General features: G+C 52.7%; 11 protein-coding genes and 2 pseudogenes. 9 read left to right on the top strand and 4 right to left on the bottom strand.

From position 1 onward, the window contains the following. Positions 1–142: 142 nt before the first annotated feature. Positions 143–320, top strand: a pseudogene (locus tag POG22_RS00835) (ISAs1 family transposase); the annotation flags it as partial. A gap of 76 nt (positions 321–396) precedes the next feature. Continuing rightward, positions 397–847 (top strand): annotated as a pseudogene (locus tag POG22_RS00830) (ISAs1 family transposase); the annotation flags it as partial. Between the two features lie 126 nt (positions 848–973). On the opposite strand, the gene pgeF reads toward POG22_RS00830, so the two are convergent. Further along, positions 974–1,771: a peptidoglycan editing factor PgeF gene (gene pgeF, locus POG22_RS00825; protein ID WP_498903085.1), complete on the bottom strand. Its 798-nt coding sequence runs from the start codon at positions 1,769–1,771 to the stop codon at positions 974–976. 166 nt (positions 1,772–1,937) lie between these two features. Here pgeF and POG22_RS00820 point away from each other — a divergent pair, with 166 nt between their 5' ends. The 6 genes from POG22_RS00820 to hisI all read left to right on the top strand — a co-directional run bounded on the left by POG22_RS00820 (position 1,938) and on the right by hisI (position 7,985). Further along, positions 1,938–2,747 carry a biotin--[acetyl-CoA-carboxylase] ligase gene (locus tag POG22_RS00820; protein WP_498903083.1) on the top strand — a complete coding sequence of 270 codons (810 nt, stop codon included), beginning with the start codon at positions 1,938–1,940 and terminating at the stop codon, positions 2,745–2,747. 319 nt (positions 2,748–3,066) lie between these two features. Then, positions 3,067–4,239 carry a M23 family metallopeptidase gene (locus POG22_RS00815; protein ID WP_082901812.1) on the top strand — a complete coding sequence of 391 codons (1,173 nt, stop codon included), beginning with the start codon at positions 3,067–3,069 and terminating at the stop codon, positions 4,237–4,239. Between the two features lie 8 nt (positions 4,240–4,247). Then, positions 4,248–4,376, top strand: a complete 129-nt coding sequence (locus POG22_RS00810; protein ID WP_498903081.1) for a hypothetical protein — start codon at positions 4,248–4,250, stop codon at positions 4,374–4,376. A 259-nt stretch (positions 4,377–4,635) separates the two neighbouring features. Then, entirely contained in the window at positions 4,636–5,784 is a 1,149-nt protein-coding gene (locus POG22_RS00805; protein ID WP_498903080.1) for a sensor histidine kinase, read from the top strand. Next, positions 5,781–7,283, top strand: coding sequence for a GGDEF domain-containing response regulator (locus POG22_RS00800; protein ID WP_498903078.1), 1,503 nt, complete (start codon positions 5,781–5,783; stop codon positions 7,281–7,283). The genes POG22_RS00805 and POG22_RS00800 overlap by 4 nt, the downstream gene beginning before the upstream one ends. Before the next feature lie 315 nt (positions 7,284–7,598). Then, on the top strand, positions 7,599–7,985 hold the full coding sequence (hisI, locus tag POG22_RS00795; protein ID WP_017661567.1) for a phosphoribosyl-AMP cyclohydrolase: 387 nt from the start codon (positions 7,599–7,601) through the stop codon (positions 7,983–7,985). An 18-nt stretch (positions 7,986–8,003) separates the two neighbouring features. Here the strand turns inward: hisI and POG22_RS00790 are convergent, their stop codons facing one another. Then, complete coding sequence (locus POG22_RS00790) at positions 8,004–8,492, bottom strand: type IV pilin-like G/H family protein (RefSeq protein WP_498903076.1); 489 nt, start codon at positions 8,490–8,492, stop codon at positions 8,004–8,006. 39 nt (positions 8,493–8,531) lie between these two features. Beyond that, entirely contained in the window at positions 8,532–9,869 is a 1,338-nt protein-coding gene (locus POG22_RS00785) for a tRNA nucleotidyltransferase/poly(A) polymerase-related protein (RefSeq protein WP_063718712.1), read from the bottom strand. A gap of 92 nt (positions 9,870–9,961) precedes the next feature. Here POG22_RS00785 and POG22_RS00780 point away from each other — a divergent pair, with 92 nt between their 5' ends. Continuing rightward, positions 9,962–10,210 (top strand): Ycf34 family protein, encoded by a 249-nt coding sequence (locus POG22_RS00780; RefSeq protein WP_026097722.1) that lies wholly within the window; start codon positions 9,962–9,964, stop codon positions 10,208–10,210. Positions 10,211–10,540: 330 nt separating this feature from the next. Here POG22_RS00780 and POG22_RS00775 read toward each other — a convergent pair. After that, a partial coding sequence (locus POG22_RS00775) for an RNA-guided endonuclease InsQ/TnpB family protein (protein ID WP_498903074.1) occupies positions 10,541–11,489 on the bottom strand: 949 nt, incomplete at its 5' end.

Below are 11,489 nucleotides of genomic sequence, written 5' to 3'. Positions count from 1 at the left end.
TCGCGCTCAGGGTCGCTCGGTGATTGAGTTTTTCGAGCGGGCGCTTTCTCTTGAGGTTCAAGGACGTTCTGATGAGCTATCTTTGATTCCTGGGTCTGAGTAAGCTGGGGGTTTTGTCAACCCCGACACCTGAATCCTTACGGTGGAAGATAAGTCCAACGAAATTCCGGCAATCCCCACTTTATTAAAGTTGTTAGATGTTCAAGGAGCTATCGTCACGATTGATGCTATAGTGACTCAAGTTAAAATTGTTCAACAAATTCAAGCCCAAAAAGCTGATTATGTTCTCGCCTTAAAAAAGAATTATCCCACATTTTATACTCAAATTGAAGAAAAGTTTAAATTCTTAAGAACTTTTTAAAATTACTCGAGCGAAGTGAGCTACGAACAACGCTTAAGAAAGGACATCATCGTGTTGAAAAACGACGAGTTTGGGCGATTCCCGTTTCCCAATTCACCCATCTTCATCATCAAGAACAATGGTGCGGACTTCAAACCATTGTCGTGGTCGAACGAATTTGTCATCTCTGGAATAAAACGACTCGGGAAGTCCAGTTTTATCTGTCTTCTCTTCCTGCTAATGCTTCTCTTTTAGGCAAGATTATTCGACAGCACTGGGGAATTGAGAACCAAGTTCATTGGGTTTTAGATGTGACTTTTAATGAAGATTCCTGTCGGATTCGTTCCGGTCATAGTCCTCACAATTTATCTTTACTCCGGCGCTGGGCGTTGAATGTTCTTCGTCAAGAAACCACTCGAAGAGCGCAGTTTGCGACAAAAACAGAAACGAGCCGCAATGAATAACGACTACATGACCACTGTTCTCAAAGCCTTTTGTCAAGCCTGATTGAGATGCTCTTACCCTGCATTCAATGGAGAGGTTAGTGAGCATTGCCCACTCTACAAATGGCATAAATGCGTAACTCCTGACTTGATTTAATGTATGACTACCCCAACAAATTTATGACGGTTCTTAGCTGCCTTGACTGACAATTCCCGACCATTGAACCTTCTTTTCTCCCGTTCGGCGATAGGAGAAAAAGCGATCGCTTTGCTGATAAGTACAGTCAGAAGATACGGCGATCTGTTCGGGAGAAATATTGAGGCGATCGAGTTGCAGGCGAATCGCTTGCCGCACGTCGAGGCGCACTTTTCCCGGTTCGGAATCCGGTAAAACTGGAGAATCGGGAAGTGTCGAAACCTGCTGGAGAATCTCGTCATCTGAGGTATCGTCGCGAACGGCGACGATCGAGCGTCCCACTCGTACCGCCACGTCAGACGAAACTTGATACAGATCCCCGGAAATCGCCGGTCCCAAGGCGACCCGCAAATCTTCGTGACGACTCCCCCCCTCGCGAAAGGCCGCGATCGCTTCGGGAACGATTTTCGCCGCCGTTCCTCGCCATCCCGCATGAATCGCCGAGACGCACCCCCGCCGCACGTCCGCGATGAGAACCGGCGTACAGTCGGCACTGCAAACCCACACAGATTCTTTCGTATTCCCGTCAGGATGAGTGAGAATACCGTCGGCGGGTTGTAAATCTGCCACCGTCTCTGAAGCGAGGGGTTCGAGATGGCAAGTACGAGCGATCGCGCGACCGTGAACTTGCTGGGTTCGGTACGCCGTCGCCTCAGCATCGAGAACGCGCACTAACTCCCGAGGCGTGTCGGGTCGAAACTGCCGTGTAAAAAAGCCGTGGGAAAACGGGTCGAGCAAACTGCAAGTTAAGTAAGGTTTTCCTTGCCACGTCTGCCATTGCCAAGTGGTCATTTTCAAAAAAGTAATAAAAAACAACGGATGCGAAAGGTTTCGTGGAGGGGCGAAGTCGAAGTGAAACCGTTGAGTTGTTGTTGAATTATCTTGACTTCATGTTACCGTAGTCCGGGTTTGGGTCGCCGACCCAGTGTGGAGAAATCGCGAGCGGAGATATTGAAACGTGAAGGCGATCGCGCCATCGATAGAGCGAATTGAAGCGGCGTTAGCGGTGTTGCAGGAAACCCACGAATTCACACCGTCCAGGTTGGCGATCGAAGTGTTAGATGAAGTTTCTTCGACCAATCGCCTACTGTGGGAACGGGTTGACGGGGGATCGCCCTCGGGAACTGTTTTAATCGCTGCCCGTCAAACAGCAGGTCGGGGGCAGTGGTCTCGTCAGTGGGACTCCTCAGTGGGGGGACTGTACCTGTCGGCCTATTGGACGGTCGAGGTTCCGACGCGCTACAGCGGCCAGCTTACCCTGGCCAGTGCGTGGGGAATCGCGACAATCCTGCGATCGCGCTCGATCCCGGTATGGCTGAAATGGCCGAACGATTTGCTGTTGAACGGACACAAACTCGGGGGAATTCTCACAGAAACGCGTCTAAAAGGCGATCGCATCGCTCAAGCCGTCATCGGCGTCGGGATTAACCGGTGTAACCCAGTTCCCGAACTGGGGATTAACTTACAACAGTTTTGGCACGAAAACCCGGACGTGGCGTCGTGTTCGCTAGAGTTCTTAGCGGCTTTAGTGATGTTGGGAATCGATCGCGGACTGTCCCAACTCCGAACCCAGGGCATCGACAGCATTCTACCGGAGTACCAGCAGCTTCTGGCCCATCTCAACCGCGCGATCGATATTGACGGACTCGCCGGAACCATCGTCGGCGTTGCCCCCAACGGTTATCTCCGCGTTCGTACCCGCCTCGGAACCCAACTCCAGCTTCCGCCGGGCCGCGTCCGGATTCCTTACGAGGAGATGAGGAGATGAGAGAACAGTCACCAGTCACCAGTCACCAGTCACCAGTGAAGACAGGGAACAGGCAACAACAGGCAACAGGCAACAGTGAAGACAGCAAACAGATAACTGTTTCTCCCTCTCTCCCCCTCTCCCCCTCTCCCCTTCTCCCCCCCCCGATCCACATCGGAAACAGTTTGCTTTACACTTTGGATTAGTCTTTTGCAATAATTAACCAATGTAAAGAGATACGTTACTATATAACTATACTTTCAGATTTAAACCCAAAGCCCGATCGTCCAGATCGCCAAGCCACATCGCCGACCTTTCGGATCGCACTCAACGGGAAGATATGCACAAACGTTCGACACCTTCAAACCCACGCCGTTTTCCTTTCCTGCGGAGCGTAAGCTGGATTAGCAGCCTCAGCCTTCTCAGCAGTAGCGCAGCGTTGGCTAAAGCTCCCTCCAAAACTGACGTTTATATGGGAGAACCCGCTCCCTCCGCTACCACGGACTACAAAGGCGTTGCACCCGATGCGGTATTTGAAGCGCCGCCAGCGTCGGCAAACCCCGCACCCGTTTATGAAGAGCCGATCGCCCCACCCGAACCGATCGCGCCACCTCAGCTCGAGCGTCCGACACTCCCCCCCCAACACAGCTACATCGACACGACCGATTACAGCGTGGGGGCGACAACACCCGACGAAGCACCTGTGGTCGTGTTCGAGGAGCGATCGACTGGATGTGAAGCGGCGGTATCGCGCGGACAAGCCGTCCCTGGCAGCTTTTGTCCTCCGGCCTCCCCATCTCAACAACAGTTACCGGAATCTCAATGGGATTCAGCACCCGTGGCGTATCAAGACGTGATGCCGACGCCCATTTCCCAAGCACAACCGTCAGGATTCGCTCCCATCGCCGCCAACGTGCCGGGGGTCGATCCCTCGAGTTTACCGTCGGCAGATTTCAACTATGCCCAGATGGAAGCGCAGATTTTACGAGACATGGCTGTGCGTCCCTTCGGACAGATGGGGAACGGCGACACTCACTTGATTTTCCCCCTGTCGATTCCGGCACCGATCAGCTCGTTTTTCGGTTGGCGACACCATCCCATCGCTGGAACCCGTCGTTTCCACACGGGGACGGATATCGCCGCACCCTTGGGAACGCCCGTGTTGGCAGCGTTTACGGGACGAGTCGCCGTCGCCGACGCGCTCGGTGGATACGGGTTGACGGTGATTCTCGAACACAACGACGGCACGGCAGAAACCCTCTACGCCCATATGTCCGAGTTGTTGGTGCGACCGGGCGATCGCGTCGAACAAGGACAAGTCATCGGCCGCGTGGGCAGTACGGGATATTCGACCGGGCCGCATTTGCACTTTGAGGTGAAGCAGTTAACCGAGCGAGGTTGGGTGTTTCTCGATCCCGGCCGTCAGTTAGAGGTGGCTTTGGCACGGTCGATCGAGCGTTTCCAAATCTCTCGTACCGATACGGAGAGCAACGAAGAAGCCGCGCCCTTATAGTTCATTCAGTGTCAGCGGACAGTGTTCGAGCAACTGTTCGTTTGGCGATCGCTCGTTTAGGGGCGGATTCGATCCGCCTCTTTTGCTATTGGGAGAACACGGAAGTCGATGTCGTTCCCTGGCGATCGCCCCGCTGAATCGATGGTTGTAAGGGGTCGATCGAGGTAAAACGGCTAAGTCAAGCGTGAATTTACGATTCATTAAATAGCTTTCAAAATATTCAAAAATATGTATTATCTTGAGGGAAACTATACAATAAAGGAAATCCCCAGGAGAGTTGCACTCAAGTTCGTGCGATGGCGCACGAAGCGACCTCAGCGATAACGACACCTGAAATTCGCGTCAAACGTAATTGGGTTGAGTCGCGAACTTTTCAGACGTTTGTAAACGGGCGCGATGACACGAAAAATCGTCAAGCTCTTGTTAGTCGAAGACAACGCCGCTGACGCTCAGCTCATGCGAAAACTGCTTGCTGCCGATGGCGGAAGCGAGCGAGGGTCGAGAGAACGGGTGCAGTACGAGTTGTCGTGGGTCGAAACCTTGCAAGACGCTAGAGGGGCGATCGCGCAGCAATCCTTCGATGCAATTTTGCTCGATCTCAGTTTGCCCGATAGCGTCGGTCTCGAGACCATCGCGACCATTGCTGCCGACGCCCCCGATATTCCCATCGTCGTCCTGACAGGTTTAGATAGCGAAGAAATTGCTGCCGAATCCCTTCGTAACGGCGCTCAAGACTACCTCGTCAAAAGTGAAATCCGCGGTCCTTGGCTGCGGCGAGCGATTCAGTACGCCATCGAACGACAGCAGATCTTCGATCGCCTGCGCCAACTCAACCGAGAGCTGCAACGCTCGAACCGAGACCTCGAAGAATTTGCCTGCGTTGCGTCCCACGACCTCCAGCAGCCGTTAACGAGCATCACTGCCAACGTACAGTTGTTCGAGTTGCAGTACGGCGATCGCCTCGATCCCCAAGCTCGGCACTATCTCGAACGTATTGTCGGGGCAGTCAAACGAATGCAGCAACTGATCCGAGACCTACTGGCGTATTCGCAACTCGATACCGACTCTGGTACGTTCGAGCCAACCGACTGCAATCGAGTCCTCCAAATCGTTCTCGACAACCTCAAAGAAACGATCGACCGGTGCGGCGCGATCGTCGAGATCGAGGCGTTACCGACTGTCAAGGCCAACGAACTCCAACTGATCCGCTTGTTTCAAAACCTTCTCGAAAACGCCCTTCACTACCGACGACCGACCGTAACACCTCACGTTTACATTGGTGTTAAAGCTATTAATGGAGAGTGGTGCTTTAGTATCTCCGACAACGGCATCGGTATCGAGTCCGAAGACTTCGCCCGAATTTTTAAAATCTTTCAACGCCTACACAGTCACGAACAGTATCCCGGTACGGGCATCGGACTGGCCATCTGCCAGCGGATTGTCGAAGGTCACGACGGACGAATTTGGGTCGAATCGGAACTCGGCCAGGGAACGACATTTTTTTGGACGCTTCCGAAAGATTCCTCGACCGCAACACGTCCATGATGAACCAACAACTCTTACAGGTGTTACTCGTTGAAGACAGTCCTGCCGATGTTAAATTCATCGGTAAGCTACTCGAACGCGGGTCGATCTGTCCCTGTCAGCTCGTCGTCGTCGAAACCTTGGGCGAGGCGATCGAGACCGTCGCGCGGCGATCGTTCGATGCTATTTTACTCGACCTCAACTTACCCGACAGTTACGGACTCGAGACCTTGCGGCAAGCTAACGATATTGCAGGGGAAACCCCCATTGTCGTTTTAACGGGACTCGACGACGAAACGACCGCGATCGCCGCCTTGAGAGAAGGCGCTCAAGACTATTTGGTGAAGGGGAATTTCCAAGCGGAATGGCTGTTACGAGCGGTGCGCTATGCCATCGAACGCAAGCAGACCCTGACTCGTTTACAAACGACCGAGGCGGCCTTAAAGCAACAACTAGCACGCGAACAACTTCTCGGCAGCATTGCCGAACGCATTCACCGATCGCTCGATCTCTGTGAGATTTTACAAACGACGGTCGATGAAGTACGGATGGTTCTGCACTGCGATCGCGTGTTGGTTCAACACTGTACGCCTGATGGCGGCACGACCGTACTCGTCGAATCTCGTTCGAGCAATTGTACTTCGACTTTGGGATGGCGTATCGGGAACCCTCCTATTTTCGCCCTGCGCGATCCCGAAGGATCGATCGTCGATTTAACAGTGTTCGATGTCTGGCCCGAACAGTTATGTCAGACTTTCGCGGTGAAAGCGAAGCTCGTTATACCTGTTTGGATTAACGATCGCCGCCTCGAAGATACCCCATCTCAAACATTACTGTGGGGATTTCTCGTCGCACATCACTGTCGCGAGTCGCGGCAGTGGCAACCGACAGAGATCGACCTTCTCGAACAGATTGCCAAGCAACTGGCGATCGGTATCCAGCAAATTCAGCTCTATCAGACTTTAGAATCGACCAATCGCGAACTGCAACTGCTGGCATCTTTAGATGGTTTAACGCAGGTGGCCAACCGCCGCCATTTCGACACAATTCTCGAGCGAGAATGGCGACGGTGTGCTAGAGGAAAGTTGCCTCTTTCGCTGATTTTATGCGATGTGGATTTTTTTAAGCGGTTTAACGATTGTTACGGTCATTTAGCTGGGGACGAGTGCCTGCAAAAAGTGGCCGAGACGATTAGCTGTGTCGTCAACCGTTCCAGCGATGTCGTCGCTCGCTACGGTGGGGAAGAGTTTGCCGTTATTTTGCCCGAAACTGACGCTCGAGCGGCGTTATATTTAGCTAAAGCCATTTGCGATCGAATTGTCAGTTTGCAAATTCCTCACGTACGCTCGTCAGTATGTCCGGTCGTGACTTTGAGTGCGGGAGTGGGGACTCAAATTCCCCAGCCACGAGTGCAACCGGCCTCTTTGATCGCCACCGCCGATGTTGCTTTGTACGAGGCGAAAGCTGGAGGTCGCAACTGCGTGCGATCGAGTCAGACGTTAAAACACAAGATGCGTTGAAAATAAACGTCTAATATGGAATCTGTTTCCGTATAAAATTCGCTCGATCGCAAAATCTCATTGTTGGCGTAAATACAAACGAAAAAAAATACAAAACAGCATTTATTTTAATAAATGAACTAATGTTCGTATGTGATTTTCTTGCTCGAACGTGCCGTTTTTGGGGCGATCGCTTTAACGAGTAATCTCTTAAATTGTCATTGCGTTATTGTCGATCTGTGATAAAATCAAGAAGGGAATTATAGAAATATAATTCTTATAAATATAACTGTAAAAAGCGAGAGTGGGGTGCAAAAGCTCCCTAAATAAACGGTAATGACATCTAACGAAAAAACGATCGCCAATCTCAACGAACCGGGTACAGCTAGCTCGAGCGATCGCCACTGGATCGATACCTTAAAATTTGACGATCGCGGCTTAATTCCTGCCATCGCCCAAGACGATCGCGACGGAACCGTGTTAATGATGGCGTGGACGAACCGAAACGCCTTAGAGCGAACGATCGAAACCGGTGAAATGCACTACTGGAGCCGCTCTCGACAAGAACTCTGGCACAAAGGCGCGACCTCGGGACACATTCAAAAAGTGAAATCGCTCTATTACGACTGCGATGCGGATGTGATTCTGGTCAAAATCGAACAGATCGGCGACGTGGCTTGTCATACCGGGGCGCGAAGCTGCTTTTTCAACCGAGTCCTTTAAGATCGATCGCGTCCCGTGTCAGAAGCTGCTCGATTCGTGGGAACGGTTGACTGGGCTGAGTTCGTACAATTCGCCCCCAGACGATCCCGGCGGACAGCGCACGGGTTTGGCAAAGTTCGCGGGGATTGTGGGAAACTTCGGAGGTTCGGAGGCGGGATCGTCAGACACGCAGATGGCGTCGCGAGCGTTCCCGTCATACCCGACAACGGCGGCGATCGCACTGTGTAAACCATCAGCTTTAGGACGTGCTACGATCCGAACGCGGCGGGAATCGAGGCGCTCGATCGCGTAGCGATAGTCTTGCGTTTCGTCGGGAACAGTCACGCCCACACGGTCGAAGTTCTCGACAAAGTTTCCAGTTGTCGTGTAGTTGGCACTCTCAAACAACACCGCCAATCGCAAATATTTGACGGGTTCTTCGTGCCATCGCGCCGTCACGCTCGCCTCTTGACGACAAGCGACGAGACTCAGCGTTAAAACGTACAGCAACGTTTGGGGCAATCGCACGTCTGTGAACGGAGAAGAAGGAAACGTTCCAGCGATCGCTTATCGACGATCGATTTCCTGCGATATCCAGTTTAAGGCATCCTCCGCCGTCGAGACGTTACCCTCAGCGTGGGCGATCGCAATTTCAGTGAGCCAATACCCGATTTGCGGACCTTTCTCCAAAGCCGTTTTGTCGATTAAGTCTTTCCCACTAAGCAACGGTTGGGGATGGGCGATCGCATCGTTCGGCCTCAGATAGCGCTCGATATACGGGGCGATCGTACTGAAATCGATACCCGACGCCACCGCCAACGCCGCATACGCTGGAAATTCTTCACCGAGGGCTTTAAACCAAAAATACTGTTCTCGCACGGGCATCTCCCGCAAGGTGCGATCGCAGTTCGCGGCGTTCCAAGCTTGCAGTACCGTCACGGTCGCTCGGACTTCCGCTCGCGAATACTTCAAATTTAACAGCTCTCGCTCGGCAGCTTTCTCTTCCGGCGGCACCAAACTGGCTAACTTCGCCACCGACAACCGAGTGGTTTTTAACGTCGGACGAATCGGTTGCGACAATTCTTCAGACAAGGGAGTCCAGCGTTCGGCGAATTCTTGCATCGCACGATCGAGCGATCGCAACCGTCGAACTCCAGCGTCGGTGGCGTGGGGAAACCAGACCGACAGTAACTTATCTTCCCATGCCGCTTCCAACCACGGCGTCCCGCGATCGAAACTGAATAAATAACTCAATTCCGAACACACCCGTTCGGCGGCGACGCGAGACAACAGCGGTGCTAGTTCCCGAATCGTTTGGCGAGTTTGGGACTCTAACTCGAATTCTAATTGCGCCGCCTGTCGGTATCCTCGCAACAATCGCAGCGGATCGTCTTCTAAATTGCGTCGCGACACCATGCGAAGTTGCTGGTTTTGCAAGTCCTCGTACCCGCCAAGCGGATCGACAAGCTGTCCGGTATGGGGATTGTAGGCGATGGCGTTTACGGTAAAGTCGCGGCGATGTAAGTCGATTTCGAGCGTGTCGCCTTCTTGTAAGGCAAAATCGACCGTCGCGCGATCGAACGGCGACTCGCGCTCTTGGGGAACCTCTGGAGATTCTGCCGATCGCTCCTCGGCGCGATCGAAGACGACTCTGGCAATTTGACGTTCGGCGTCTAACACCACAAATCCAGCATGGTAGTGTCGGGCCAGCGATCGCGCGATTTCAACGGCGTTGGCGGGAACCACGAAATCGAGATCCAAATAATCCGATTGGCGTCCGAGAAGCGCGTCGCGAACCGCACCCCCCACCAAACAGGCTTCGGGGGGCAACCAATCCAAACTAAACGGCCAGTTTTCCGGTAACAGAACCGCAGGAATGCGATCGCGTCGCTCAACGGAATTCATTCGAGTATTTGCAACAAAACGCAATTCCCCCGAACGGGGCAAATTGAAAAGCATTCGCTAGACTAACAAAAAAGCGCAAAGACCTTTATACCATGTGTATTTGTGTTAACTGTCATTACGTCGATCGCTGCGTGACGTATCACGCCGTCGAACACCAACACCAACAACCCCATCTGACGGACGCTCCCACGTTCGAGCCAGTCGAACCGACGATTAACGTCAACATTCGCTCTGACGAGACCGAAATTCAAATGGAATGGGACGTGGTCGGCTGTGAAAGTTACCGTGAAGAGATGGGAAAATGGGCGAAATTACGTCCTGGGGAACTCGTTCCGACTTAAACTCAGGGTAAACTCTCGCCGTAACCGCCTCGATCGCGTCGCGTTCGCGTCTTCTGGGCCTACGGTGCGATCGTCGGGGTTGGAATCGCCCTCGGCGTTGGCGGGTTCGGTGCTACTTCTAGTGTGCCAGGTCTAGTCGCGATCGCCATCGGTGCGGCGCCGATCTTTGGGCTGTTGTCGGTCGAGTTCGGTCGGCGATTTTGGGATATCCTCTTACGGGGGCTGTAAGGCGATCGTGCGTTAATCGACCCCAACCGTTTCTAACGTCTAAACCGCAAACTCTTGACATTGACATCCTCAACGCCCTGGAAGGACGGTGATTCCCAAACCTCACGATTTGGGTTCCTGTTTCTTCCCCTTACGGGTTTTTCGCAGTGGCTCTCCAGAACCATGTCCTTCAAGTCTTACACTCGCTCCACAGGCGGTAACGGTGTGTCCCACCGCCAAAAGGTTTCGTGCAGCGTTGATGTCCCGATCGTGAACCGTCCCACATTTCGGACAAGTCCACTCTCTGACACTCAACGCCATCGAATCAGCTTTGTGTCCGCAACTCGAACACAGTTTACTGCTGGGGAACCATTTATCTACCTTGACGAGAGTTCGTCCGTACCACTGACACTTATAGTCCAGTTGGTTGACGAACTCTCCCCACGCACAATCACAGATGTGTTTGGCAAGTTTGGGATTTCTCACCATCCCCTTAACCGACAAGTCTTCCACCACGATCGTTTGGTTTTCGCGAACGAGGCGGGTTGTCAGTTGGTGCAGGTAGTCGCTCCGAGAATCTTTAATTTGTTCGTGAATTTTAGCAACTTTACGACGGGCTTTTTCTCGATTTCGAGAACCCTTCATCTTGCGAGAGAGGGCTTTTTGGGCGCGTCTCAGGCGTTTGTAGTGCTTCGTCAGATGGCGGGGATTCTCCACCTTTTCACCATCGGAAGTGATGGCGAGATGGGCAATTCCCACATCGACACCAACACTTTTTTCGGACTGGGGAAGCGGTTTGATGGTATCGTCGTTTACCAAGATGGAGACGTGCCAACGTCCCGAAGGTTCGAGTCGCACCGTAACGGTAGAGGGTTCTGCTCCTTTGGGAAGTTGACGACTCCATCGGATATTGAGGGGTTCTTGGCTTTTCGCCAAATACAGAGAACCGTCTTTCCAACGAAATGCCGATTTAGTAAACTCAGCACTGCCACCGTTCCGTTTCTTTTTGAACCGTGGGTATTTGGCTCTTCCGTTGAAAAAGTGGGAATATCCCTTATCGAGATGGCGCAAT

The organism is Geitlerinema sp. CS-897, assembly GCF_028368005.1.
Classification (GTDB): domain Bacteria; phylum Cyanobacteriota; class Cyanobacteriia; order Cyanobacteriales; family Geitlerinemataceae; genus Baaleninema; species Baaleninema simplex.
The sequence above is the reverse complement of the archived record's forward strand: the minus strand, read 5'-3'. Positions and strand labels throughout refer to the sequence as shown.

Coding starts and splice junctions, on each gene's coding strand:
- pgeF (WP_498903085.1), bottom strand. CDS start 1,771: ATGACCACTTGGCAATGGCAGACGTGGCAAGGAAAACCTTACTTAACT.
- POG22_RS00815 (WP_082901812.1), top strand. CDS start 3,067: ATGCACAAACGTTCGACACCTTCAAACCCACGCCGTTTTCCTTTCCTG.
- POG22_RS00805 (WP_498903080.1), top strand. CDS start 4,636: ATGACACGAAAAATCGTCAAGCTCTTGTTAGTCGAAGACAACGCCGCT.
- POG22_RS00800 (WP_498903078.1), top strand. CDS start 5,781: ATGATGAACCAACAACTCTTACAGGTGTTACTCGTTGAAGACAGTCCT.
- hisI (WP_017661567.1), top strand. CDS start 7,599: ATGACATCTAACGAAAAAACGATCGCCAATCTCAACGAACCGGGTACA.
- POG22_RS00785 (WP_063718712.1), bottom strand. CDS start 9,869: ATGAATTCCGTTGAGCGACGCGATCGCATTCCTGCGGTTCTGTTACCG.
- POG22_RS00780 (WP_026097722.1), top strand. CDS start 9,962: ATGTGTATTTGTGTTAACTGTCATTACGTCGATCGCTGCGTGACGTAT.